This window comes from Kordia periserrulae (assembly GCF_003054265.1).
Lineage (GTDB): Bacteria > Bacteroidota > Bacteroidia > Flavobacteriales > Flavobacteriaceae > Kordia > Kordia periserrulae.
Genome location: NZ_QBKT01000005.1, coordinates 121,090 through 147,711, shown reverse-complemented (window position 1 = coordinate 147,711; position 26,622 = coordinate 121,090). Strand labels below are relative to the sequence as shown.

Sequence of the window (26,622 nt, the reverse complement as noted above, 5' to 3'; positions counted from 1 at the left end):
ACATTAAAAGTTTTTAATTACTTCTTTGGGCGTTTAGCACCATACTTAGATCTACGTTGTGTACGACCTTCAACACCTGCGGTATCTAAAGCTCCACGTACAATGTGATATCTAACTCCTGGTAAATCTTTTACCCTTCCACCTCTAACTAATACTATCGAGTGCTCTTGTAGATTGTGTCCTTCTCCTGGAATGTAAGCATTCACTTCATTACCATTTGTCAAACGAACCCTTGCAACTTTACGCATTGCTGAATTCGGTTTTTTTGGTGTAGTAGTGTACACACGCGTACAAACTCCACGTCTCTGAGGACAAGAATCTAAAGCAGCCGATTTACTCTTCTTAGTTATTTTGGCTCTTCCTTTTCTTACTAATTGTGAAATTGTTGGCATTTATATTAAATATAATTTTGTTTAAAAACCCTCTTTTGAGGGCGGCAAAGGTAAGTATTATTTTTTAAGATTCAAATCTTAATGACTTAATTTTCAATAAGATTAATTTTTTAGCAATTTAACACGCATGATTTCTTCTTTTTTTACGTTATTTTGAAGCAACATTGTATTCACTTTTTAGACTTGAAAAAATCAACCTTACATATTTTTTATTTGTTTTTTGCGCTTTTTTGCATTCAATATGCAAATAGTCAAACTTTACAGATTAATGGCGCTACCGAAAACGACCAAAAAGTAATTGACGCAACAAATTATAAAAGAGCGCACGAAAATATAAAATCTATCGTAGATGAGTTGGCTTCTCTGCAAAAAGCTTTTTTTACCATTGGTTATTTTGACGCAACTTACAGCAAACTTGAAAAAGTAAGCGATTCTGTGTATCAGAGCACCTTCACCCTGAATACAAAATATACCTCTTTAGACATCCACTACGACAGAGAAAAATTAGACGAAAGTCTACTCAATGCTTTTAATTTAAAATACACTGACAGCACTTTTACTGTTACGCCTGAAAATATCACTCCTTTTTTAGAAGCTATTGTTACCAATTTTCAAAACACAGGAAATCCGTTTGCAGAAGTACAACTTGAAAACATCAGAAAGAAAGGACAAACAATCATTGCCGATTTGGATATTAAAATTATTGAAAAGCGCCGTTTGGATAAAGTTATTATTAAAGGATATGAAAAATTCCCAAAAGCATACACCAAAAACTATCTACGTTTGACTTCTAAAGTTTTTAACAAAGATGAAATTACCAAACAAACCAAACGCATTGACCAACTTCCGTTTGCCAGACAGATAAAAGACCCTGAAATTTTATTCGCAAAAGACTCTACCATATTATATGTATATATAGAAAAGGTAAAAAGTAATTTTTTTGACGGTTTTATCGGATTCAATTCGGATGAAGATACCGGAAATTTGAAACTGAACGGTTATCTCGATTTGAAATTGATGAACAACTTGAATGCCGGCGAGCAGTTTAATCTTTTATGGAAGAATGATGGCAACGGACAAACGAAGTTTTTAGCCGATTTGCGCGTGCCATATATTTTTAATTCTCCTGTCGGCATCAATGCAGGTTTGGATATTTTTAGACGCGACTCTTTATTTAATATTGTCAATGTGAAATTAAACGCGTTTTATCAGATAAATCCAAACAATCAATTGCATGTTGGAATTTTACAAACAGAATCAAACAATCTGTCCGAAGACGAAGCCAACACCACGATTGACGATTACAAAAGTTTTTTCACCACCGCAGGATACACATTTACCAAAAGAAATGATGCTTTGAGTATTTTTCCCGTTAAAATGTTTGCAGGATTGGAAGCGCAATTGGGAACACGCACCAATACTGGTGAGAAAAACGAGCAGTCAAAATTTTCCTTTACAGGAAATTATTTATGGGAACTGAACAATCGGAATTTTATTTACATCAACAACACTTCTGAAGCGTTGATTTCCAATCAGTACCTAACCAATGAAAAGTTTCGCTTGGGCGGTATACAATCTATTAGAGGTTTTAATGAAAATAGCTTGGAAGCAACGCTGTATAGCACCATTAATACGGAATACCGTTATATTCTTTCGCGTAACTCGTATGTACATTCTATTATAGACTTTACGTATCTTCAAGATGATTTGACTAAAACTGACGTTAAATTATATGGTTTTGGCTTCGGATTGGGTATTCGCTCCAAATCTGGTCTTTTAAAAATAAACTATGCGGTTGGAAAAACGGACAATTCCGCCATTAAACTATCAGAATCAAAAGTACATATCAGTTTATCTACATCATTTTAGAGAATCCTTCACCGAAACAATTTTCCAATTTCATTCACTAGGAATCACTTAAAAACAAGCCAAAAACGAATAAAAAGTAAGAAATTAACCATTATTCAACCGTTGATTTTACATAATTGAACAAATATTTTCTCTAAAAGCATCCACGCATTTCGCTCTAAAAATTTATTGAAACCCTCTAAAATTAAGCTAAATACGTTTTTTCAAAAGTCTATTTCCCTATAGGTTTTCTATTGCTTACACTGAATTTCAACTACTTTTTTCCTCAAAAAAATAGGAATATTAACATATTATTATGATTTTTGGGATAGCTAATTCAAATAATTAACACAATGAGAACAAAGTTTAATGGAATGTTGACGCTGTTGCTGGCGTTAATGGTGCAACTTGCACTTGCACAAGAGAAAACAGTCAAAGGTACTGTTTCCGACGAATCTGGAATTCCGCTTCCCGCGGCCAGCGTAGTCGTTAAAGAAACTAACGCGGGAACATCTACTGATTTTGATGGAAACTACTCTATCAAAGCAAATGTAGGGCAAACACTTGTATTCAGCTATGTAGGTTACAAGAAAAAAGAAGTAATTGTAGGTAGCAGCAATACTATCGATGCTTCTTTAGCGCCTGACAACCAATTAGAAGAAGTAATCATTACTGCACAAGGTATTAAAAAGGAAAAGAAAGCCTTAGGTTACGCTGTAACAACTGTTGAAAGTGAAGACTTAGAGCAGAAAGCAGACACGGATATCGGTAAGATATTACGTGGTAAAGCATCTGGTGTACGTATTACAGGTTCTGGTGGTGTTTCTGGTAGTGGTTCTAACATCATTATTAGAGGACAATCGTCTATTACAGGTGGTAACCAACCATTATTTATTGTTGATGGTGTACCATTTGATGGATCTTCTGGTAGTGCGAACCAATCTGCAAGCTCAGGAGCTTTCCAATCTGGTAACGTAGCAAGTAGATTTGCCGATATCGATCCTAACAACATTGAAAGTGTAAGTATCTTAAAAGGTTTAAGTGCAACAGCTTTATATGGAGGTGAAGGTCGTAATGGTGTAATCTTAATTACTACTAAAACAGGATCAGACGCAAACAAGAAAATGGAAGTAACAGTAAACCAATCTATTTTCTTTAACGACATTATTCTTCCTGAATACCAAGACACGTGGGGTAATGGATTCCAAAACGTATATGGAGCTTTCTTCAGTAACTGGGGAGCGCGTTTTGACAGTCAAGCTACTATTGACAATGCGTTTAGAACTTCTATTTTAAACAACTTTGGTGTTGAGCCATCTGTACTATTCCCAAATAGACCAGACCTTGACAGTCCAACAGTAGCGTACAGACCGTACGATAGCCAAGAAGCATTCTTTAGAACAGGAACTATAGCTAGTACTTCTGTAAACGTTGCGGGTGCTTTTGGTGACAAAGGAAGTTTCAATGCTTCTTATGCACATGTTGACGATCAATCATTTATTCCAAATAACGACTTACGTAGAGATAACTTCTCTGTAGGCGGAACTTATAAAATGTCTAACAAGTTTACATTATCTGGTAAAATTAGTTTAGCTAAGACAGATATTAGAAGTCCATTTACAGATGCTTCTACAGGTAGTGACGTAACATCTTCTACTGCTGGTACTGGTGGTGTTGCTTCCATTTGGAACATTTTATACTTACCACGAAGTGTTGATATTACATTACCAAGTCAACATCCTATTACTGGAGAAAGTATTTGGTATCGTGGTGGTAACGACCGTACCAATCCTGTTTGGGCATTAAACAACACGCAAGACAAGCAAAGTACTGATCGTTTCTTTACCAATTTTGTAGCATCGTACGAAGCTGCAGACTGGTTAAACATCAGCTACCGTTTAGGTATTGATAGTCAAAACACAAGAGGAAGACGTGTAATTAACAAAGGATCGAACGATGGTTTACATCCTAATGGTTATTTACAAACTACTTCTCAAAGATTTACGATTTGGGATCAGTCTTTATTAATTGGTATTGACAAAGAACTTTCTGAAGATTTTGCATTGCAAGCTACAGTAGGTGCTACTACTAAGCGTCAAATTTTTGAGCGTGATGGTTCAGAAAGTAGAGACCAAATCATTTTTGGTCTTTGGAATCACCTAAACTTCCAAAACTCTAGTACTATTATTGAGGGAACTGTGTTTGCTGATAACAACACAACATACCAAACTTACAACGAGCAAAATAACGTTGCTGCGTATGTTTCTGGAACACTTTCATACAAGAACTATTTATACTTTAATACTTCTCTGAGAAATGAGTGGAATTCAACGCTTGAGCAACAAAACAGATCGCAATTTTCTCCAGGTGTGAGTTTATCATTCATTCCAACATCAGCATTTGAAAATTTACGTTCTACAAACGGATTAAACTTCTTAAAACTTAGAGCTGGTTACGGAACTTCTCCTGGTTTCCCTGGTCCATATACTACAAGAAGTGTAATTTCCTTAGTTCCTAACATTTTCCAAGCACCTAACGGAAATGGAACTACAACTACAAGTATTGACAACTTCTTGCCAAACCCAGATTTAAAGCCTGAGCTTTCTAAAGAATTTGAAGTTGGTTTGGAAGCAAGATTCTTAGATAATAGAGTTGGAATTGACTTTACATACTACAACAGAGATACTGAAAACCAAATTATCCAAAGACCTTTGGCTCCTGAAACAGGATACACAAGTACTTTTACAAACATTGGTAATGTAATCAACGAAGGTTTTGAAATTGGATTTGATGTAACTCCAATCAAAACTGAAGATTTTGAATTAAAATTTACAGGTAACTATACGCAAAACGAAAGTTCTGTTAAAGGATTGGATGACGGAGAGCAAATTCAATATGGAGGTCTTTTTAGCACAACACAAAATGCCGCAATCAACGACCAACCTTTAGGGGTAATTGTTGGTGGACAAGTTTTAAGAGATGCAAACGGAAATAGACTTGTAGGAGAAGATGGATACTGGCTTCAAGATCCGAATAACGGAATTATTGGAGATCCAAACCCAGACTGGTTTGCTACTGTAAACACCGGAATTTCTTGGAAAAACTGGACACTTAACATGCAGTGGGAATACCAACAAGGTGGTGATATCTACGCAACAACGATTGGTGCCTTAGTAGGTAGAGGTCTAGTTGGAGATACTGACTTTGATAGAACACAAAGTATCGTTTTACCAGGTATTCGTCAGGCTACAGGACAACCAAACGACATTCAATTAACAGCTACGGAAGCGTACTTCGATAATATCGGATTTGGAATTGATGAATTATTGGTTTACGACGCTACACATGTGCGTTTAAGAGAAGCATCTATTAGCTATAGACTTCCTAAGAAGTGGCTAGACAAAACTCCTTTTGGAAATGTTTCACTTACACTTTCTGGACAAAACTTATTTGTAAAGGCGTTTAACACACCTGACAGTGTAAATTACGATCCTGAATTGAACAGTTTAGGTGTTGGTAACTCTCAAGGATTTGACTTCTTAACATCTTGGAATTCAAGAAGATACGGAATGAGCGTAAAAGTAACTTTCTAAAAAAAATAACAATGAAAATAAAAAACAATAAATTATATTGGTTACTAGGACTAATACTCGTTTTTTCTTGTGAAACAACGGAATTAGATTTACTAGTAGACCCTAATGTTCCGACTCCGGAGGCACTTGACCCGGATACGAACTTAAACTTCATCCAATTTCAGTTGGCAGAATTCTTTGAAGATGCAACGGAATCTGGAGCAGAAGCAGTACGTTTAGAATATATGTTCAATACATATGAAATCAACTTCAACAATACGAATGCTAGTAATAGCGGTATGTGGAGTACGGCATATACTAATATCTTAAATGAAGTAGAAGCATTAATTCCTGTTGCAACTACTTCTGGACGTTCCAGACATCTTGGGGTAGCTAGAATTATTAGAGCATATACGATGATGACAATGGTCGATTATTTTGGAGATGTTCCTTACTCAGAAGCACTACAAGGGAATGGCGGTATTATTTTTCCTGCTGTAGATAATGGTGCTGATGTATATGACGCTGCTTTAGCTGAATTGGATTTAGCATTAGCTGATTTTGCAAATATTGATGGAAATACGCCAACGTTCAATGATTTATACTACGGAGAAGACAGTAGTAACTCAATGGCAAATTGGACAAAACTTGCAAACACATTAAAGTTTAAATATTACTTAAACAGAAGATTAATTGACCCAACTGGTTCTGCTGCAGGAATAAATGCATTATTAGCTACTGGAGACATCATCACTACAAGTTCAGAAGACTTTAAATGGGCATCAGGAACTTCTATCAATCCACAAAGTAGACACCCGTATTTCGTAGAGGAGTATTTAGCAGCGAACACTGGAGAATACATTCCAAACTATTTAATGTGGGCATTGGCTGAAGAAAAAGGTTTTGAAGACCCAAGATTGCGTTATTATGTGTACAGACAGGTAAACAGTTTCCCAACAGACCCAGCTACATTAGATAATGAAATTAGCTGTTGGAACGATCCAAGACCTACAACGTATGATCCAATTGACGCAATGCAAGCAGTACCACTTCCTTTCTGTTCATTATTTGGAAGAGGTGATGGATATTGGGGAAGAGATCATGCAAACCGTGAAGGTATTCCGCCAGATAACAACAAAAGAAGTACTTTTGGAGTATATCCTGTTGGTGGTCGTTTTGATGACAACGATGCAGACACTATTAATGACAATGACGGATTGCAAGGTGCTGGAATTTGGCCAATTATGATGGATTCATTTGTGTACTTCATGAGAGCAGAAGCTGCTTTATACTTAGGTACTTCTGATGATGCCGCTGCAATGCTAGAACAAGGCGTTAGATCATCATTAAACACAGTAACCTCATTCTTGCCAAACCCAGGAGATTTTACAAATACAGCTTCCGCTACTGATATTGACGATTACGTAGCAAATGTTATGACATCGTATATGGCTGCATCAACTGATGCGGAAAGAATGGACATCATTGGTAAAGAATACTGGATTGCTATGTATGGTAATGGTGTGGAAGGTTACAACCTTTACAGAAGAACAGGAGCACCAGGAAACTTACAACCGACATTATTAGGAACAGGTACGTTCCCAAGATCATTCTTGTATCCTAACATTACAGTTGATAGAAACATAAACATCTCTCAGAAGCCTGGACTTGCTGTACAAGTATTTTGGGATAACAATCCTGCAGAGTTTATTCAATAAAAAAAGAGAATTATGAAAAATAAATTTTTAAAAACAATCTTGGCTGTAAGTGCTATATGCATAGCATTTTATAGCTGTAAAGACGACGATACGTTGCCTGTTGATTTTGATGACTTAATCAACACAGGTGTACCTTTTGCAGCTGAAATCACTACAAATGGTTCTACCAACGTAAATAAATTAGACCCAAGTAGCTCAAGTTTCTCAAAGGAGTATCAAATCATTTCTCCTGCAGGCGGAACGGATGTTACCAAAGTTGAAGTATTTGTTTCTCTTGCAGGACAAAACCTTACAACGGACGAAGCACTATTAGTTACTGCTGAATCATCAAGCTTTACTAATACAGACGGAGGATATCCTGAGGTAGCTATTTCTTTTGACGGAGCTTCTATTATTTCTGCATTAGGAGTTGATCCTGCTGCATTAGAAGGTGGTGACAGATTTAACTACAGATTAGCACTTACAAATCCGCAAGGAACATTTTCTGACGTAAGTGCGAACTTTGACAATCAATCAGCAGATCATACTTTCGCATCTACAGTTGTGTGTGATTCTCCAACGTTACCAGCAGGTGACTGGGTAATTGACATGCAAGATTCGTATGGTGACGGATGGCAACCTACTACAAGTAATGGTGGTGGCCCTGGAATTACCGTAACACTTAGTAACGGAACTGTATTCGAAATAGGACTTTGTACGCCTTACGAAGCACCAGGATACGCTTGTACTTCTGGAAATAGTGCAGGAACTAGAACTATTACAATTCCTGATGGAGTAAGTGGTGACTGGGTTTTCAACGGTGATTTCTGGGGAGAAATGTCTTTCCAAATTACAGGACCTAGTGGTAGTACAGTTGCGACTGGAACACCTGGAACAGCAGCTGGACCAATTGCATTGAACTTATGTAATGAATAAAATCTCACGATTTTAACTTTATACTAATTGCCTTTGAATAAACTTCAAAGGCAATTTTTTTTTTAGTTAATATTCGTTACTTTTCGCGACTGAAAGTTCATATACTTTCAAAATGATGAAAAGCTATGAAAAATCAAACGAAAAGCAATATTCTTTTTTGCTGTATCTTTTTATGGAGTATTGTTATAAAAGCGCAAAACACGATAGGCACTATTACCAATAATCAAGGCACTTTTAATGGCTATACGCTATATGCACCTGCCGGACACACAGAAACGTATCTTATCAATAACTGTGGAGAAGTCATCAATCAATGGACAAGCACAGTTGCTCCAGGAAACGCAGTTTATCTTTTAGAAAATGGAAACCTACTTCGCGCAGGTAGAATTGCTAATGCAGACATCAATTTTGGAGGCGTTGGCGGAAAAGTCGAACTTTTTGATTGGGATGGAAATTTACTTTGGGAATACACCTATTCCTCTCCTACTGTTTCACAACATCATGATGTTTTTCCGATGCCTAATGGCAATGTTTTGGTATTAGCAGTAACAACAATGACACAGGCAGAAGCCATACAAGCTGGAAGAGACCCTAACAATCTGACACAAGGAAAATTATTCAATGAACAAATTTTAGAGTTAGAACCTGTAGGCACAAATAGCGCTAATATCGTTTGGGAATGGAATGTTAAAGACCATTTAATTCAAGATTTTGATGCTACTAAAGATAATTTTGGTGTTGTTGAAGACAACCCGCAATTGCTCGACATCAACTTTTTAGGAAACTCTGCCGGAAATGCCAATTGGTTGCATTACAATTCTATTCAATATGATGAACGATTGGATCAAATTGTTATCAGTTCACGATTATTGAGCGAAATTTACATCATCGACCATAGCACTACAACCGCAGAAGCAGCTACAAGTTCTGGTGGACTTCGAGGAAAAGGCGGCGATTTTCTATACCGATGGGGAAATCCGCAAGCGTACAAAAGAGGCTCAGCATCCGACCAAAAGTTATTTGGGCAACATTACCCTCATTTTATCGCTGACGGACTCACAGATGCTCGCAAAATGATTATTTTCAATAATGGTTTCACTAGAACTCCAAGTGTTTCGCAAATAGACATCATTACACCTCCTGAAGATTCAGAAGGCGTCTACAGCTACACACCTGGAACTGCGTATGGACCACAAAACACAGATTACACATACACTTCTTTAGTTCCAACGGATTTCTACTCCAGAATATTATCAAGCGCACAACGTTTACCTAACGGAAACACCTTAATTTGCGACGGTGACGATGGATATTTTTTTGAAATAACACCTACCGAAGAAATTGTTTGGGAATATGTAAATCCAGTAACTCCTACAGGAATTTTATCGCAAGGAGATGACCCAACCGCTTCTCCTAACCTAACATTCAGAGTTTTGCGATATGCTGCTGATTATCCTGCTTTTACGGGAAGAACCCTTACCCCTTCTGCACCAGTAGAACAAAATCCAGACTTATCGAATTGCACTATTTTAAGTGTAAACGAATTGGACACTGAAGAATTTGTTATCGTTCCGAATCCTGTCAAAAACCGCTTTCAAGTTAAAGGAATTGGCACAATAGATAAAATAGAAGTATATTCTGCACTTGGTGAATTAATTCTTTCTTCGCGAGAAAAAAGCATAGACCTTACATTTCAAAATAGCGGTTTTTATGTTGTCAAAATTTACGCTGATAGCAAAATAACAACTACAAAAATTATCAAGCAATAAATACATCTTTTAAGTAGAAAGCACACAATTTCACAAAACTCAATAATTCGAAAGTCAATGAATTATTGAGTTTTTATAGTTTACATACATACTTTAAAACACTTCTCACAAAAAATAAAAAATTCTGCAAGGCCGTTAAAAAATTTAACAAAACTATCTCATTTTGATAATTTTATAAATTACAACTCCGCATTGTCCTCATTTCTATGACCATACTTAACCCAATTAAGGTTCAATAAACCGTGTTTTTCAAAAAAACTTAGGCTTTCTAAGCATTTTTAAGAAAAAAAAATTGGATTATTAACATATAATTAGGATTTTTGGCGATAGCTAATTCAAATAAATTAAAAAAATGAGAACAAAGTTTAGTGGAATTCTAACGCTATTCCTAGCGTTATTTGTGCAAATTCTGTTTGCACAACAACAGACTGTCTCAGGTACGGTGACCGATGAAGAAGGTTTACCATTACCAGGAGCAACTGTTTCGATTAAAGGTACTACTACAGGTAAGACTACTGATTTTGATGGAAATTATTCTATCCAAGCTAGCAACGGGCAAACGCTTGTATTCAGCTATGTAGGATATACTCCGCAAGAAATCAAGGTTACGTCTGCTACTATCAACGTGGTGTTAAAACAAGGTGAAGCTTTAGAAGCTGTAACAGTTGTCGCTTATGGTGGAGCTGTAAACAGTGCAAAAGTAGCATCTTCTATTGCTACGGTTGATGGTGCAACAATTGAGCAAGTTCCGATTAACTCGTTAGACCAGGTACTTCAAGGTGCTGCGGCAGGGGTTAACGTGAACACAGGTTCAGGACAGCCAGGTCAATCTGCAACAATCATCATTAGAGGTCGTGGATCTTTACAAGGTGATATTGAGCCATTATTCGTTATTGATGGTGTACCAGTAGATCAAGACAACTTTAGAAGTTTAAACCAAAACGACATCGAGACATTATCTGTATTGAAAGATGCAGCTGCAACAGCGATTTATGGTAACAGAGGTGCTGGTGGTGTTGTAATTGTAACTACAAAGAAAGGTAAAAAAGGATCTGGAGTTAATTTACAGTATAGAACACTTTATGGTGTTGCTGTGAAGCCTAAAACTAGATTTGAGGTGATGAATGCAACTCAATTCTTAACTTGGCAAAGAGATTTATTACCAGGAACACAATTTGGTGACGGTTTATCAGACACACAAATTGCTGCTATTGCTGGACAAACAAATACCAACTGGTCAGATGTATTCTTCCAGCAAGGAACAACAGTTTCTCACGAATTGAGTATTTCTACAGGAAATGAAACAACAAGCTCTTATACTTCTATGCAGTATTTCAAGCAGGAAGGTATTACTTTAGGTAGTGACTTGACTCGTTTCTCTTTCAGAAATAACTTCACTGGAAGTTCTGCAGATAAGAAATTTAACTACGGAACTACATTAACGTTGAACCGCTCTGTGAGTAACTTTATTGTAGATGCTGTCAGAGGTAACAACACAGGTGGTCAGTTAGACAACCCGTTTATTGTACCATACATTGGTCTTCCTTACTTAAACAGATTTAACCCAGACGGTAGTTTAAATACGTTTGGTACTGTTCGAAGTGGAGCTATTGATGCTAACGGAAACCAAGTGAATGCGAATGGATTCTTAAACACTCCATTCTTAGCATTGAACACTGCAAGATTCAATACAGACCAAGAAACTGAATTCAAAGCGGTTGGAGGTATTAATGCTGATTACAACTTCGCTAAAAACTTAACAGTTGGAGGTTCTATTGGTATTGACTACACAAACATTGAATTATTACAAATTACTACTCCAGGAAGTATTAGAGGTTTGATTACTCCTAACCAAGGTGCTGAAGTAAAAGGTTCTCAAGGAGAAACTTTCTTTAGAGATGCTAACTTCATCTTAAATGCTTTCGTGAGATATCAAAATGACATTACTGATAAGTTAAATTTATCTGCTTCTGTATATGGTGAGTACAACTACTCTAATACACAACAAGCTGGATATACTGCTTTCGGTTTGAACCCTGCATTACCAGGTTCTTCTGCTGGTTTCACTAGTGGTAACACACAAGAAGGTGACGATACAAATGGTGACGGAATTTTAGATGCTGCAACTGAATTAGCATTAAACTACGTTCCAGGTGTATTCTCTACTGAAACTGAACTAGCATTAGCTTCTTTATTCGCAACATTAGATTTAGACTATGATGGAAAGTACGGTTTCTCTGGTACAATCAGACGTGACCAAACTTCTCGTTTCCCTAAAAACTCAACAGGTGTATTCTGGTCTGTTGCTGGTCGTTGGAATATTGACAATGAAGATTTCATGAGCGATGTTGACTTCATCAGCACTTTGAAATTAAGAGCTAGTTATGGAGTTGTAGGTAACCAAGGTGTTGGTTCTCGTTATCAAGGATTACAAACTGTATTTGCAGATCCTACAAGTTACCAGTTAGGAACAGGTTACGGACTTAACGGGTTAGTTGATGAAGATATCAAGTGGGAAACTACAAATCAGTTAAACGTTGGTTTAAGCTTTGGATTATGGAATAACAGACTTTCTGGGGAGTTAGATTACTATAACTTCTTAACAGAAGACTTATTCTCTAACAACGCACCATTATCTCTTGCTCAAACAGGTTATGGTACTGTTACTACTAACATTGGTAGTATGAGAAACTCAGGGGTTGATTTCCAATTTGCATATGACGTATTGAGAAAATCTCAAACAAACCCATGGTCTATCACAGTACGTGGTAATGCTAACTACAACAAAAACAGAATTGAAGAGTTACCAGTAGAATTTACAGGAGTTACATTACGTAATGCTGAAGGTCGTCAAGCTGCTACATGGTTTGATGTACGTTGGGCTGGTGTAGATCCTTCTAATGGACAACCACTTTACTATGACGTTGATGGTAACATTACAAACCAATTTACTCCAAACAACAGAGTTTATTTAGATAAAAACTTTGACCCTACATATACTGGAGGTTTTGGAGCTGATATCTCTTATAAAGGATTTGCATTAAACGCATTATTCTCTTTTGCTGCTGACAGATGGAGACGTAATGGTTCATTAGCGATTATCGAGGATGCTTCTTTAGCAGGTTTCGCTAACCAATCTGTTACTATGTTAAATGCTTGGACTACTCCAGGTCAAGTAACAGATATTCCAAGATTAACATTCCAAGGTCGTGCAGAAATTGGAGATCGTTACATTGAAGATGCGTCTTTCTTACGTTTAAGAAATATTACACTTTCATACACTGTTGATTCAAAAATTTTAGAGAAAACAAATGTCTTTTCTGGAATGAGAATTTATGTTCAAGGTACTAACTTAGTTACTTGGACGAAATGGAGAGGATTTGATCCAGAAGGTAACCAATCTGGTGGATTCTTTGACTATCCGATTCCTAGAACATTCTCTTTAGGATTTGACTTAAACTTTTAAATAAAAAAATAAAAATGAAAAAATATTTTCTAATACCAATTATTGTTACCTTACTATTTGCAGTAAGTTGTGATGATCAATTAGAACGTTTTCCAGTTGATAACTTAGTAGAGGAAACTGCCTTTCAAAGTGTATCTGACTTAGAAAATGGACTTCGTGGAGCCATCAATAGTATTAATCGTGGTGGTGGACAAGCAAGTTTGTTAGCATTTAACTCAATTTTTACAGATAACTGTAAAGTTGGAGCTGATAATGGTGGACAGCAAATCGCTTTAATCAATCAAGTATTAAACGAAGCTGGTGGAGACCAAGGAACTTGGGCTGATAGATACAACGCTATTAACAACTTTAACCGTTTGTTAGCAGCAGCTAGCACTATCGCTCCTCAAGCAGGAGAAGAAGATGCGTATGATAACATTTTAGCGCAAAGCTATGCGTTTAGAGCGTACTTACACTTTGACTTATTAACGTACTACGCACCAGATATGATGGATCCTTCTTCATTAGGTGTATATTACCAAAATGTTGTAGCTACTTCTGGTTTACCTGCAAGACAAACTGTTGGTGAAAACCTAATTGAAATTGAAAATGACTTAACGTTAGCTTCAAGTTTAATTCCTGCAAGTGCAACGGATATCAACTATGTTACTCCAGATTTCATCACTTTCTTAAGAGCTAGAATTGCATTATATACTGGTGATTTCAACACTGCTATTTCTAATGCAAACACTATCATTGCTAACTACAACTTAGCAAACCAAGCACAATACGCTGCTATGTTTGCTGGTGACGGAGATACTACTGAAGTAATCTTCAAGTTTGATAACGTTCAAGGAAACAACGCTTCTATCGCTTTTAACTGGATCTTTACAGGAACAGGTGGAGCATTCATGGAAATGTCTAATGGATTATTTAACGAATTTGCTGCTGGTGACATCCGTCGTACAGTAAACGTTGATCCAACAAGTGACCCAGGAGCAAGTACTCCTTTATTAATCATTGGTAAATATCCACCAAATGCGGATACGAACTATATCAATGACTACAAAGCTATGAGACTTTCTGAAATGTACTTAATCAGAGCTGAAGCGAATGCTAGAAAAGCTGCTCCAGACTTTGCTGCTGCTGCTGCTGACATTGCTGCTCTAAGAAGTGCAAGATTTGGATCTCCTCAAACAGTTGCTACATATACTTCTTTAAACGAAGCTATTACTAGTATCAAAGCTGAAAGAAGAGTTGAATTATGTTACGAAGGTTTCCGATATGTTGATATCAAGAGATATAGAAATATCTTAAATCAAGGAATCGATAGAATTGCAGTAGATTGTGAAACTGTTCCATGTTCACTTCCTGTTTCATCTGAGAAATTTACTTTCCCAATTCCTCAGGCTGAGATTAATGCAAATCCTAACATGGTTCAAAACCCTGGATACTAATCAATAAAACAAAGAAAGTAATGAAAAAAATAGCAATATTATTAATAGGAGCATTATTCATGTTCACATCTTGTGAAGAGACAGAAGCGCCTATTTATGATCAAAGCCAAACATTGGCGTACTTTAACGGAACTACAGGTTCGTTAGAAGTTGAAATCAACGATAGCAATACATTTGATATTGAAATCGGTGTTAGTACACTTTCTTCATCTCCAAGAACTGTAACTGTTTCTGTAGATGAAGCTAATACAACTGTAGGAAGTGAAGTATATAGTTTCCCTTCTTCTGTTACAATTCCTGCAAATGAGTACTTTGCTACATTAACAGTAACTGCAACAGATATCGGATTAACTACGCAAACAGAAACATTGTCTTTAAAAATTGATTCTATTGATGATGGTGGAGTTGGAAGTGCAATTCCTTTCTCTTTATCTATCGTAGAAATCTGCCCAATTGCATCAACATTTGCAACTGGTGATTACATGTTGACTTTTGTTTCTGGAGGAATCGGAGCTGCAGGTTTTGCTCCTGCTTTAGGAACAGGAAACACTGTTAGTCTTGCTGTAGGAGGTGCTTCTACTGAAAGAATTTTTAACGTAAAGTGTTACCCAAGCTTTAACTTCGCAAATCCACCAGCAGATTTCTCTTTCAACTTAGTATGTGGAGATATTGTAGCTAACGGAATTGTTCCTGGACAAGCTTCAGGAGTTGGATGTGGAGGTTCTATCGCATTTGGACCATCTCCATCACCAGGTTCTTACACAGTAGGTGACGATACAAGTATTACTCTTGTTTTCACTGAAGACACTAATGAAATTTGTGGCGCTGCTGCTGTAACTACGTACACATTAACTAAATTATAATTAATCTTGTTATGAAAAAAATCGTAAAATTATTCGTCTTACCATTAGTATTGGTACTTACATTTAGCTGTGTGAGTGACGATGATAGTAGGTTTCAATCTGATCCTGAATCTGGATGGATAGAATTCCCTTCTGGCGAAACAACTACGTCAGTAAATAGTTCATTAGAAACAATTTCAATTCCTGTTAGCTATACAGCTCCTATCAATACAAGTAGCTTAAGCGTTAACTATACTATTGAAAATGTTTTAGGAAACTCTGCAGATGCAGTTTCTGGTTCTGGAACAGTAAACTTTGAACCAAATACAAATACTGCTACAATTGACTTAAATGTAGTACCTGGAGCTGATGTTGCTTTAGTAGCTGGAGACATCACTTTCAACATTGTATTACAAAGTGCATCAAGAGGAGTTGGAATCGGATTATCTGATGGTTCTGCTACTACAGTACATACTGTAAACTTAGTATGTGACCTTACATTAGACTTAGGTGGAATGTACAGCGTTACTACGAACTACGGATACCATGATTTCTTACCAAGTTTCAATCCTCACACGCAAACTGCTGAAATCATCGACAACGGTGATGGAACATTCTTCGTACAAGATTTCTCAGGAGGTCTTTACAACGGAGGTCCTTACAGCTCTGCGTACGGAACTGGTCCAACTAGTATGGATGTAACGTTCTTTAACTCTTGTAACAAAATCCAGTGGGAAAACCAAAGTGACCCTTGGGGATCTATCATTCCTTTAAATGGAGGTGTGAACGAAGTTGACATTGATACTGGAGTTATTACTATCTCTTGGTTCTGTGAAGGATATGGAGAAAATGGAGTATCTGTGTATACACCAATGTAAGAATTAATATCACATTAATATAATACATCATAAAAACCACCCAATTGGGTGGTTTTTTGTTTTATATTTGCGCCATGCATGAGAACACTACACAAATTTTTGGCATAAGAGCTATTATTGAAGCCATTAATTCAGGAAGCACTATTGATAAGGTTTTTATTCAAAAAGGCCTTAGAGGGGATTTATTTAACGAATTAGACCAGCTGTTGCGTGCAAACGCTATCAGCACTTCGTTTGTTCCTCCTGAAAAATTGAACAGACTGACTAAAAAAAATCACCAAGGCGTGATTGCCTTGATTTCTCCTATTGCATTCCACAATCTTGATACTTTAGTTTTGAATGTAATTGAATCTGGAAAAGTACCTACTTTTTTAATTCTTGATCAACTGAGTGACGTACGCAATTTTGGAGCCATCATCAGAACGGCTGAATGTACTGGTGTAGATGGAATCATCATTCAAAAGAAAGGTGGCGCACCTGTGAATGCAGATGCCGTAAAAACATCTGCTGGAGCCATTTTCAAAATTCCTATTTGTAAAGTAGACCACATCAAAGATGCTATTTACCATTTGCAAAGCTCAGGAATACAAGTTGTAGCTGCCACAGAAAAAACTACGCATAATGTATATGACATAGATTTCACTGTTCCTGTTGCAATTGTGATGGGTTCTGAAGGAAAAGGTGTTTCTCCTTCCATCTTAAAAATTGTAGATAGCAAAGCAAAACTACCAATGTTAGGCGAAATTGCTTCGCTGAATGTATCAGTGGCTTGTGGTGCGTTTTTGTATGAAATTGTCCGTCAACGACTCAACTAATTACTCTTCTTCAGTATTTTTAGAAGAATCGACATAAATGTACTTAATTCGTACGGTAGCTTCTGTTTTGGTTTCCTCAAAAGTTTCTTCTGGTAGGTTTTCTATAAAGTTTCCATCTTCATCAAAATGACGCATAAATGGGTCGTCATCAGGAATGAATTCTTCTTTTTCCCACTCAAACTTTTCTTTTGTATATACTACAGGAAGAAAAACAGCCAATAAAAATCCCGTAATAAATCCTCCCAAGTGACCTTCCCAAGAAATGTGATTGTCTATCGGAAATAAATACCACAACATTCCACCATACAAAAACATAATAATGAGCGAAACCGCCACAAAACGATAATATCCTGTAATAATTCCCTTGAAAAAGATAAAACTCATCAATACGTAAATAAATCCGCTAGCACCAATATGATTGGCTTCACGTCCTATCAACCACGTAATGATTCCTGAGCCTAACAATCCAACAAGAAAAATTGTCCAACGTTGTGAACGATAAAAATAAATAATAGCAGCACTCAACAAAAACAACGGAATGGTATTATTCCAAAGATGTCGCATACTTCCGTGAATAAACGGACTAAAAATAACACCTCGCAATCCTTTCAACGTTCTTGGATACACACCATAGTCATTCAAACGGAACCCAAAACGCACTTCACTCCAATACACCAACCAAATGGAAAAAATAAAAAGAAAAGGAATCAGCAACACTGCTGGCGTGAAAATAAAAGGATGCTTTTTTGGATTCATACAAAACAATTCGTCAAAAAATCAGCCAAGATGTATTCGCATGAAAAATTGTCACTTAATTCACAATATATTATTTTTACACCATGAGTGAACCATTAGCCGAACGCATACGTCCCAAAACGCTTCAAGACTACATAAGTCAAGAGCATTTGGTAGGAGAAACGGGGGTTTTAACCCGACAAATACAGCAGGGAATCATCCCTTCACTCCTACTTTGGGGACCACCAGGAACTGGAAAAACGACGCTGGCAAATATTATTGCAACCACTTCTGACCGTCCTTTTTATACGCTTAGCGCGATAAGTTCTGGTGTGAAAGAAGTTCGAGAAGTCATTCAACGCGCCAAACAAGACAATGGATTATTCACCACAAAAAATCCAATTCTTTTTATTGATGAAATTCACCGATTCAGCAAATCGCAACAAGATTCGTTGTTAGGAGCTGTAGAAAAAGGTTGGGTAACACTCATTGGTGCTACGACAGAAAACCCAAGTTTTGAAGTCATTCCTGCACTCTTGTCACGCTGTCAAGTATATGTATTGAATCCTTTCGGGAAAGATGATTTGGAAAAGTTACTGCAACGTGCTATCAAAGAAGATGTTGAACTTTCTAAGAAACAAATCACCCTCAAAGAAACGGAAGCGTTGTTGAAACTTTCGGGCGGCGATGCACGAAAACTGTTGAATATTTTTGAGCTTCTTATCAATTCTGAAGGAACAGAAAACATAACCATTACCAACGATTTGGTGTTGAGTCGCGTGCAAAAAAACACAGTGTTGTACGACAAAACAGGCGAGCAACATTACGATATCATTTCGGCGTTTATCAAATCGATTCGTGGAAGTGATCCAAATGCCGCTGTGTATTGGCTTGCGCGTATGATTGAAGGCGGTGAAGATGTGAAATTCATTGCGCGAAGAATGCTCATTTCTGCCAGTGAAGATATAGGAATTGCCAATCCGACAGCCTTGGTGATTGCTACTAATACGTTTCAAGCAGTTTCTATTATTGGTTATCCGGAAGCGCGTATCATTTTGAGTCAATGTGCGGTGTACTTGGCGACTTCCCCAAAAAGCAATGCTTCATATATGGCGATCAAAAAGGCACAAGCGATTGTAAGAGAAACTGGCGATTTGCCGATTCCATTACATTTGCGAAATGCGCCAACCAAACTCATGAAAGATTTAGGTTATGGCGAAGATTATAAATATTCACACGATTACAATCACAATTTTGTAGCGCAAGAATATTTACCAGATGAAATCTCCAATACAAAAATCTATGATCCTGGAAGTACTCCAAGAGAGAAAAGTCTCCGCGATTTTTTAAAGAATCGCTGGAAGGATAAATATAATTATTAGACATTTAGACCGCTTCGCTGTTAGACTTTTTTGAATTTTAAATGTTGAATGTTGGATTTTGAATTACTTCCAAACCCTAAACATTTAAACGTATAAACTCTTAAACCGTAGAAATTCACAGCTGTTCTCGACACAACGAACTTACATTTTGTGAAACATTGGGTAGCATTGAGATTTTTCAATCAAAAATCAGCAATCAACAATCGTTAATCGTTAATTAAAACCGTCACTTAAGCTTTATAAGAAAAGTAAGCAATAAACCATTGGTACATTTTCAAATTCTCAAATTGATACATTAAAAAAACCGTCACTTCGAGTGTTTTTCTGAAAGAAAAATGTATCGAGAAGTACTTGGAAACTTGAAATTTTAAATGTTGAATGTTGGATTTTGAATTACTTCAAACCCTAAACATCTAAACGTATAAACACTTCAACCAAAAACTAAAACTTAATCTCCAACGTAGACTTTGCGTTTCCGTTAGCTGTAGCTTTTGACAGAATCCATTGTCCGTTTTCTTTGTATACGGTAGCATCTTGCCCTTTTACCAAATACACATTCGGAACGCCTGTTTTTAATAAAATCATAATCACTTTTGGCGAAGTATCTACCAATTGATAACCATTTTCAATCGGTTGGGCATATAAAACTACTTTTTTCGTTTCTGTAACAGTCGTCGTCGTTTTAGTTTGCTCAACAGTTTTCTGGATTGGCTTTTTCTCTTCTGTTACTTTCACTTCAACGCTATCTGGCATTTCTTCAACGACTTGTACTGGCGGTGGTGGTGGCGGAATTTCCACTTCTTTTTTCTTGGGCTGATAGGTATAATTTTCCGCTTTAATCGTTTCAAAAGCTTCCCGCAACGCTTGACTATATGCTTTTTCGTACGCCTTAACTTTGGAGCGACCAAAAGGCGTTTCCAACACAATTTTATTGGAGCAATCACGTAATACGAATGCTAATTTTGTCGTAAAAATATTAGAATCACTATTGATATCTGCATACAACCCTAAACATCGATTGCTGCTCAATTCTTCTGGAAAATCTTCAGAATCGTATAATACTTCAAATCCTTCGTTTTTAAATAAGTAACGTACAAGCGTGTTGACACGATATTTGTTATGTTTCTTTAAAAAACTAAATTCGTACGGAATCACTACATATTTATATGAATTCAACTTTTGTGAAAAACAAGAAAAGGTTATGAATACAAAAAGTACACTCGCTATAAAACGTTTCATCTGTTTAAATTATTAAGTTATATGTCTATTGATATAAAGACGCGATATTTTTGCTCCAAATTAAGCATTTTATTGGAATCCGCTACTTTTTCTCCATCGGAAAAATATAATTGAAGCCCAATTGCACAGACGCATAGTTGGATTTGGCAAGATTTTGATATTCCAGTAAATTATCTGCCATAATATAAAAGTTGATATTTCCAATATGCGAAGACAGTCCAACACCAATATTTGTTTTTGAAAAGCCATCAACCGTGTACGTGACTTTTCCACTTAAAAAATTAAATAAACGTCGGTAATAAAAGGCAGAAAGTGCTAATTGCGGTCTGCGCGAACGTCCAATTGCAAAAAATTGCAACCCGACTTCGTTTAAATAATCGCCGTCATCTGCGGTGCAATTGCATTCTTTGAGTACTTTTTTTCCATATTTATAAGATGCAGAGCCATTGATTTTAGGCGAACGCCACGACATATAGTTTGTGGTAATCGTATCCAACTCGAACAAATCTTCAAAGTTTTCGGTAATTTCTTGCCAATATTCATCGGCAGTTTGCCCTGAACCATTGTTGGGAAATAGCGGATTCACGCCTTCAAACGTGTACTGACCTTTCAACGTATAGGTTTCTACGTCTTTGGTGTGATAAATAAATCCAATATCTTGAATACTTCCTGTAATTGTCCATTGTTCTTTGGGATGATAGGTAAATCCTGCATCCAATCCCAAGCCTAAATTTCCACCAAAAAGTACTCTTTTTCGCAATTCTTTGATGGCTTTTCGATTCCAATCGTTTTGTCCGTCGTTGTCCAAATCAATCAAAGAAGCATACCCCGAAGTTTGCAATTGCAAATTCAAATCAAAGTTGTGATTGTAAAAATTGTTGGTGCCTTCTGTGGTGATAAAACTTCCGCTGTTATTGGTCGATTTAAAATTGAGCAGACTCGAATAGATTTTTCCACGAACGCCATACGTCCATTTTTTATTGACTTTTTTCGTGATTCCAACATGCAACACCGACAACAACTCTCCTTTTCCATTCAAATCGCCCAAGTCAAAACTACGTCCAATATTATTTTGATTGCCTTCGTACGCCAAAATTGCATAATCTCTTGAATAATAAAAATGTATATCTAGTTCTTGATACAAACCGAAAGACAGGTATTTATCAGGTTCATACGAGTTTCCATAGGCAAATCCGCCACTAAAAATTTCCAATTGCTGATTGACCGTAAAATAGTCGTTTCGATCTAAATTATACACCACACGACGCAACTTGTCATTAAAATTTACGCCATTATCAGCAAACACATCATATACCGTAACGCCAGAAGCACCAGCGCTAGCGTGAATGTGTGATAGCAACGGAAAACCTGCATGCCATTTGTAGTTGACCTCAGCACCAGGATTGAGCAATAACGATTGTGGAATGCTTGTAAAATTGTACAGCAATGGTTTGTTTTGTGCGAATGCAAAACTGGTGATAAATAGGAATATGTAACTGAGTTTTTTCAATAGCCAACCAATTTTTATTCGTTATCGATTACAAAGAATAGTGTTGCTTTTGAGCGCATTTTAATGTTTCCGACACTGTTTTCATCAAGCGGAATGCCTGTTGAGCTTGGAAACATACTTAGTATCAATTCGAGTCGTACGGTACTTTTTAGTTGTTCTAACAGCGCCTCTTCAAACACTTCGGTATGTGTGGTTACGACTTCATTATTTCCATCAGGAGTTACATCAATGGCAAATGCGTATGTGACTTGGTCGTTTTCATCATATAAAATAATATCTGCTCTAAAGTTTCGGTCGATTGAGTTGGTGATTTCAAAAAAGAATTCGCATCGTGTAAGGTTATCACGCAGAAATTCATCGTTAAAAACATCCAATTCCAAATCGTCTCCCACAATGACAATTGCGGTTCCTGTAGGTTCTGAAAATTCAGAAGCTTCAAAGTCAAAAAATACCAAACTCGATTCCACCACAGGCGAAAGCACGATATCTTCCGCTTGCTCAAAATCGACATCTTTCACACAGGAAAACATCGCAAATACTAGAAAATAGCAAACAATTTTTTTGAACATAAAGCGACATTTTTTGTTATACATACACGAGAAGAGTACTTCTCTTTTGTATAACAACTTTCTTTTAAAAAAACGACACTTTTAGGCTTTTATTACAGTAGTTCCTCAATCTCAGTCAAATGATGCACGATTGGACATAGCAAATGGGTATATTTTTTGTCAAAATCGACATGAATGACGTTCATTTGCACTTTCAACGCGCCCAAAATATCAGCTTCCAAACTATCGCCAATCATCAATGCATTTTCAGGGTTTACGTTTGCAAGTGCTAATGCATGTTCAAAAATCTTCGGATTTGGCTTTTTTACATGCACACTTTCCGAATCGATGATGTGTTCAAAATACGAAGCAATGCCAGAAGCTTCTATTTTCCGTTGTTGCACGTCACGAAAACCATTGGTAATGATATGAAGTTTGTATTTTTCTTGAAGATTTTGCAACAGTTCTTCCGTGTATTCAAACAAGTGATTAAAGCTAGATAAATATTGAATGTATTGTTCGGAAAGCAAGTTGATTAATTCATCCGAAGCTTTAAAATTAATAGCTGCAAAAGTTTGAAACAAGCGTTGATAACGCAGTTCTTTTTTGGAAATTTTCTCTTCTCGAAACATACGCCAGCATTCCAAATTGATAGGCACATAGGCTGCCAAAAAGCGGTCAAAATCGACAGCAACATTGTTTTCTGCAAGTATTTTTTGGAAGGTTAATGCGGAGTTTTTTTCAAAATCCCATAAGGTATGATCTAAATCAAAGAAAACATCAGTGATGTGCTGCATTGCTGTACGCTTTTAATAAATTGATATACAAATGCTTCCACGCTGCATTTCGCTCTGAAAGTACTACATTGTGGAATACTGCGGCAAAAATACCATTTACTTTTTGGACTTCGGTTGCCATTTGCATGATTTCTTCTGTGACAACTTCTTTGTGCAATTCGCCATTGTATTGCACACAAAACGGATGCACTCGTAACGGTGTTTGAATTTCGAGTCCGATGTCATAAAAGTAGAATGGACTACAGGTTCCTGCGCGAAATCCAAGTGTGCTTTCATATCCCATGGAATAATCTTCCGTAAATTCCAAATCGATGAGATTTCGGTAAAATTGCGGCATATTGAGCATATTATAATGCTGTCGCACACGTTTTACAGGCTTATTAATCGTAGTGTTGAGTCGCTTCTTCTCTTTTTTGAGTTTTTTGGTTTCTGTGAATGATGCATACGAAGCCAACAATCCAACTTTGCTGTAATCAGATACATTTTTTATCAATCGGATGAATTCGTTTTTATAGATTGATATGTTGTGGTCGTACGTTGCATAATCGCCAATTTGAAAGAAATAATGTGCTTTGGTTTTGTATTTTTTGTGCAAAGCAATCAGCGCGTCAAAATTGTTATAAGGATCATCGCGCATTCCTAGCAATACTGCAAAACGGTCTATGAAACGTGAAAATTTGAATCGCCCAACATCTATCACAAATCCGCCTAATGTTCTTAGAATTCCGCGTTTTTTGTACGCATACGCCACAGGCACATTGATCATCGGTTGATATTTGAATTTTCGTTCTTGCAATTCCACATCTGGAAAACGTTCGACAAAAACTTTTTTGAACTTCTGACACCAAATATCTACCACAGGAATCGTTAAAAAATTGTGTTCATATGCCAAACTTTCTTCGGCAGTATAGCGTCCGTGTTCGTCTTTTACATACGGTAAGTATTCTTCATAACGACTCAACATGTAAAAGCTTGCCGCGAAAATATCAAACGGAATGCTACTTTTTTCATTCGCGGGAAAAAAGCAAGGCACTTCTTCCCAGTTTTGAATTGTAATGTCAACTTCGCCAATTCCTTGTTGAAATAGTAAATCGTGACTTCGCACAGAAAATTCATCGCCAAGTGGTTGTTTTACATACGACATTTTCACTTCATTATGCGCAATAAATGTTTCAATTTTCGTGGTAAAATCTACAGGAATGCCCAAAATACGTGTTAGTACATGTTTAAATGTGTATCGAAGTCGTGGTGTAATTTTTTTAGTATATACTAACAGCATTTAGAGTAAGTTTTCATCAGCGAAACTAAAATACTCTTTTTCTGTGATAATTAAATGGTCTAGTACTTTTATATCGATATTTTCCGCGCCTAAGCACAATTTTTTAGTAATCGCTTTATCTGCGGCACTCGCTTTTAATGTTCCTGATGGATGATTGTGAGCTAAAATAATTGCTACTGCACCAACTTCTAATGCTGTTTTTAAAACCAGCCGAATATCAACCAACGTTCCTGTGATGCCACCTTTACTCAATCGTATTTTTTTGAGCACTTTGTTGGAATTGTTTAGATAGATAATCCAGAATTCTTCGTGTGGCAATTCACCAATAATCGGTTGCATGATTTCAAAAACCATACGACTCGAGGTAATTTTTTGACGTTCGACTTTGGTTTCTACTTGCCGTCGTTTTCCAAGTTCTAAAGCAGCAATTATTGTAATGGCTTTGACAAGTCCAATACCTTTGAATTTTTTAAGTTGATCGGATGATAGTTTTCCGAGTTCGTTCAAATTTCCACCAACCGACGATAAAATTCGCTTGGAAAGGTCTACGGCACTTTCGTCTTTGTTTCCCAAACGAATTAAAATTGCTAACAATTCTGCGTCGCTCAACGCCGTTTTTCCTTTGAGTGCTAATTTTTCGCGTGGACGATCGTCTTCTGACCAATATTTTATCGATTGAAGATTGGCAGTCGTGTCTTTCATGCTAAAGAATATTTTGTAAGCCGCATAGATGTACGTCTTTTCTATTTTAATTGTACAATTGAACGCAATCGAGATTCAAACAACACTTCATTTTCACAACAATCCCGATTGCGTTTTGAGTAAATACCATCTAAGTTTTTTATGGTATATGGTAAAATCCATTTTAAAACTAGTCCTTTTTTACGGTACTTGTATAGATAAGTTTGTAAGCGTCTTATAAATTTTATAAGCGTTAATTTTGAGAATTTATTTTTAGATTGTCCGCGATTGCAGTACCTTTATTTTTCACCTACATAACACAACGAAACCTTAAAATCACACAGATGAAATCACTCTTTGAAGAAAATACACACCAAGAAATTCAAGATAGAATTGCCGAACTGTCTATAGAATCGACACCTAGTTGGGGAAGAATGACGGTAGCACAAATGTGTACACATTGCCAAAAACCGTTGGAACTTTCGATGGGCAAGATTGCTTTAAGCGGTAAAAAACCAGGTTTTATGAAGCGATTGGTGTTTAAAATTTACAAACCTTTAATGTACAACGACAAGCCTTGGACGCAAAATTTACCAACGGTACGCGATTTTTTGGTTGTTGATGAACGTGATTTGGTTTCTGAAAAAGCAAAGCTTGCCGAGTTGATTACAGAGTTTCACAACCAAAAAGAGGTGACAGATTGGCCTGCGCATCCAATGTTTGGGAAATTTACACATGAACAATGGGGAAAAATGCAGTATAAACATTTGGATCATCACTTGAATCAGTTTGGAGTGTAA

Annotated in this window: 20 protein-coding genes; 12 read left to right on the top strand and 8 right to left on the bottom strand. The window is 36.7% G+C overall.

The features are described from left to right. Positions 1–17: 17 nt before the first annotated feature. On the bottom strand, positions 18–392 hold the full coding sequence (gene rpsL / locus C8N46_RS11705; protein WP_007094992.1) for a 30S ribosomal protein S12: 375 nt from the start codon (positions 390–392) through the stop codon (positions 18–20). A gap of 183 nt (positions 393–575) precedes the next feature. Between rpsL and C8N46_RS11700 the strand changes: the two genes are divergently transcribed. The 10 genes from C8N46_RS11700 (at position 576) to rlmB (ending at position 17,651) form a co-directional block, all read left to right on the top strand. Beyond that, positions 576–2,261, top strand: coding sequence for a BamA/TamA family outer membrane protein (locus C8N46_RS11700; protein WP_108115090.1), 1,686 nt, complete (start codon positions 576–578; stop codon positions 2,259–2,261). Between the two features lie 332 nt (positions 2,262–2,593). Continuing rightward, positions 2,594–5,833 carry a SusC/RagA family TonB-linked outer membrane protein gene (locus tag C8N46_RS11695; RefSeq protein WP_108115089.1) on the top strand — a complete coding sequence of 1,080 codons (3,240 nt, stop codon included), beginning with the start codon at positions 2,594–2,596 and terminating at the stop codon, positions 5,831–5,833. 11 nt (positions 5,834–5,844) lie between these two features. Beyond that, positions 5,845–7,530, top strand: a complete 1,686-nt coding sequence (locus tag C8N46_RS11690; RefSeq protein WP_108115088.1) for a SusD/RagB family nutrient-binding outer membrane lipoprotein — start codon at positions 5,845–5,847, stop codon at positions 7,528–7,530. A gap of 12 nt (positions 7,531–7,542) precedes the next feature. Further along, positions 7,543–8,445 carry a hypothetical protein gene (locus C8N46_RS11685; RefSeq protein ID WP_108115087.1) on the top strand — a complete coding sequence of 301 codons (903 nt, stop codon included), beginning with the start codon at positions 7,543–7,545 and terminating at the stop codon, positions 8,443–8,445. A 125-nt stretch (positions 8,446–8,570) separates the two neighbouring features. Next, entirely contained in the window at positions 8,571–10,214 is a 1,644-nt protein-coding gene (locus tag C8N46_RS11680; protein WP_108115086.1) for an aryl-sulfate sulfotransferase, read from the top strand. A 352-nt stretch (positions 10,215–10,566) separates the two neighbouring features. Further along, positions 10,567–13,680, top strand: coding sequence for a SusC/RagA family TonB-linked outer membrane protein (locus C8N46_RS11675; protein WP_108115085.1), 3,114 nt, complete (start codon positions 10,567–10,569; stop codon positions 13,678–13,680). A 14-nt stretch (positions 13,681–13,694) separates the two neighbouring features. After that, on the top strand, positions 13,695–15,116 hold the full coding sequence (locus tag C8N46_RS11670) for a RagB/SusD family nutrient uptake outer membrane protein (RefSeq protein WP_108115084.1): 1,422 nt from the start codon (positions 13,695–13,697) through the stop codon (positions 15,114–15,116). A 20-nt stretch (positions 15,117–15,136) separates the two neighbouring features. Further along, positions 15,137–15,979 (top strand): hypothetical protein, encoded by an 843-nt coding sequence (locus C8N46_RS11665; RefSeq protein WP_146169806.1) that lies wholly within the window; start codon positions 15,137–15,139, stop codon positions 15,977–15,979. An 11-nt stretch (positions 15,980–15,990) separates the two neighbouring features. After that, on the top strand, positions 15,991–16,836 hold the full coding sequence (locus C8N46_RS11660) for a hypothetical protein (protein WP_108115082.1): 846 nt from the start codon (positions 15,991–15,993) through the stop codon (positions 16,834–16,836). Between the two features lie 74 nt (positions 16,837–16,910). Beyond that, on the top strand, positions 16,911–17,651 hold the full coding sequence (rlmB, locus tag C8N46_RS11655; RefSeq protein WP_108115081.1) for a 23S rRNA (guanosine(2251)-2'-O)-methyltransferase RlmB: 741 nt from the start codon (positions 16,911–16,913) through the stop codon (positions 17,649–17,651). Here the strand turns inward: rlmB and C8N46_RS11650 are convergent, their stop codons facing one another. After that, a complete protein-coding gene (locus C8N46_RS11650; protein WP_108115080.1) occupies positions 17,652–18,407 on the bottom strand; it encodes a rhomboid family intramembrane serine protease in 756 nt (251 codons plus the stop codon). It lies immediately after the preceding gene. An 83-nt stretch (positions 18,408–18,490) separates the two neighbouring features. Here C8N46_RS11650 and C8N46_RS11645 point away from each other — a divergent pair, with 83 nt between their 5' ends. Further along, positions 18,491–19,768, top strand: a complete 1,278-nt coding sequence (locus C8N46_RS11645; RefSeq protein WP_108115079.1) for a replication-associated recombination protein A — start codon at positions 18,491–18,493, stop codon at positions 19,766–19,768. 441 nt (positions 19,769–20,209) lie between these two features. Here the strand turns inward: C8N46_RS11645 and C8N46_RS11640 are convergent, their stop codons facing one another. The 6 genes from C8N46_RS11640 to radC all read right to left on the bottom strand — a co-directional run bounded on the left by C8N46_RS11640 (position 20,210) and on the right by radC (position 25,843). After that, complete coding sequence (locus C8N46_RS11640) at positions 20,210–21,007, bottom strand: hypothetical protein (RefSeq protein WP_108115078.1); 798 nt, start codon at positions 21,005–21,007, stop codon at positions 20,210–20,212. An 82-nt stretch (positions 21,008–21,089) separates the two neighbouring features. Next, positions 21,090–22,517: a DUF5723 family protein gene (locus C8N46_RS11635; RefSeq protein ID WP_245896830.1), complete on the bottom strand. Its 1,428-nt coding sequence runs from the start codon at positions 22,515–22,517 to the stop codon at positions 21,090–21,092. Between the two features lie 14 nt (positions 22,518–22,531). Continuing rightward, positions 22,532–23,086 (bottom strand): hypothetical protein, encoded by a 555-nt coding sequence (locus C8N46_RS11630; RefSeq protein ID WP_108115077.1) that lies wholly within the window; start codon positions 23,084–23,086, stop codon positions 22,532–22,534. A gap of 92 nt (positions 23,087–23,178) precedes the next feature. After that, entirely contained in the window at positions 23,179–23,862 is a 684-nt protein-coding gene (locus tag C8N46_RS11625; protein WP_108115076.1) for a YjjG family noncanonical pyrimidine nucleotidase, read from the bottom strand. Beyond that, positions 23,846–25,141, bottom strand: coding sequence for a polysaccharide deacetylase family protein (locus C8N46_RS11620; RefSeq protein ID WP_108115075.1), 1,296 nt, complete (start codon positions 25,139–25,141; stop codon positions 23,846–23,848). The genes C8N46_RS11625 and C8N46_RS11620 overlap by 17 nt, the downstream gene beginning before the upstream one ends. Further along, the gene (radC, locus tag C8N46_RS11615; RefSeq protein ID WP_108115074.1) at positions 25,142–25,843 is read right to left on the bottom strand and encodes a RadC family protein; all 702 of its coding nucleotides are present in this window, start codon (positions 25,841–25,843) and stop codon (positions 25,142–25,144) included. A 323-nt stretch (positions 25,844–26,166) separates the two neighbouring features. Here radC and C8N46_RS11610 point away from each other — a divergent pair, with 323 nt between their 5' ends. Continuing rightward, positions 26,167–26,622, top strand: a complete 456-nt coding sequence (locus C8N46_RS11610; RefSeq protein WP_108115297.1) for a DUF1569 domain-containing protein — start codon at positions 26,167–26,169, stop codon at positions 26,620–26,622.

Coding starts and splice junctions, on each gene's coding strand:
- rpsL (WP_007094992.1), bottom strand. CDS start 392: ATGCCAACAATTTCACAATTAGTAAGAAAAGGAAGAGCCAAAATAACT.
- C8N46_RS11695 (WP_108115089.1), top strand. CDS start 2,594: ATGAGAACAAAGTTTAATGGAATGTTGACGCTGTTGCTGGCGTTAATG.
- C8N46_RS11690 (WP_108115088.1), top strand. CDS start 5,845: ATGAAAATAAAAAACAATAAATTATATTGGTTACTAGGACTAATACTC.
- C8N46_RS11685 (WP_108115087.1), top strand. CDS start 7,543: ATGAAAAATAAATTTTTAAAAACAATCTTGGCTGTAAGTGCTATATGC.
- C8N46_RS11680 (WP_108115086.1), top strand. CDS start 8,571: ATGAAAAATCAAACGAAAAGCAATATTCTTTTTTGCTGTATCTTTTTA.
- C8N46_RS11675 (WP_108115085.1), top strand. CDS start 10,567: ATGAGAACAAAGTTTAGTGGAATTCTAACGCTATTCCTAGCGTTATTT.
- C8N46_RS11670 (WP_108115084.1), top strand. CDS start 13,695: ATGAAAAAATATTTTCTAATACCAATTATTGTTACCTTACTATTTGCA.
- C8N46_RS11665 (WP_146169806.1), top strand. CDS start 15,137: ATGAAAAAAATAGCAATATTATTAATAGGAGCATTATTCATGTTCACA.
- C8N46_RS11660 (WP_108115082.1), top strand. CDS start 15,991: ATGAAAAAAATCGTAAAATTATTCGTCTTACCATTAGTATTGGTACTT.
- rlmB (WP_108115081.1), top strand. CDS start 16,911: ATGCATGAGAACACTACACAAATTTTTGGCATAAGAGCTATTATTGAA.
- C8N46_RS11650 (WP_108115080.1), bottom strand. CDS start 18,407: ATGAATCCAAAAAAGCATCCTTTTATTTTCACGCCAGCAGTGTTGCTG.
- C8N46_RS11645 (WP_108115079.1), top strand. CDS start 18,491: ATGAGTGAACCATTAGCCGAACGCATACGTCCCAAAACGCTTCAAGAC.
- C8N46_RS11640 (WP_108115078.1), bottom strand. CDS start 21,007: ATGAAACGTTTTATAGCGAGTGTACTTTTTGTATTCATAACCTTTTCT.
- C8N46_RS11630 (WP_108115077.1), bottom strand. CDS start 23,086: ATGTTCAAAAAAATTGTTTGCTATTTTCTAGTATTTGCGATGTTTTCC.
- C8N46_RS11625 (WP_108115076.1), bottom strand. CDS start 23,862: ATGCAGCACATCACTGATGTTTTCTTTGATTTAGATCATACCTTATGG.
- C8N46_RS11620 (WP_108115075.1), bottom strand. CDS start 25,141: ATGCTGTTAGTATATACTAAAAAAATTACACCACGACTTCGATACACA.
- radC (WP_108115074.1), bottom strand. CDS start 25,843: ATGAAAGACACGACTGCCAATCTTCAATCGATAAAATATTGGTCAGAA.
- C8N46_RS11610 (WP_108115297.1), top strand. CDS start 26,167: ATGAAATCACTCTTTGAAGAAAATACACACCAAGAAATTCAAGATAGA.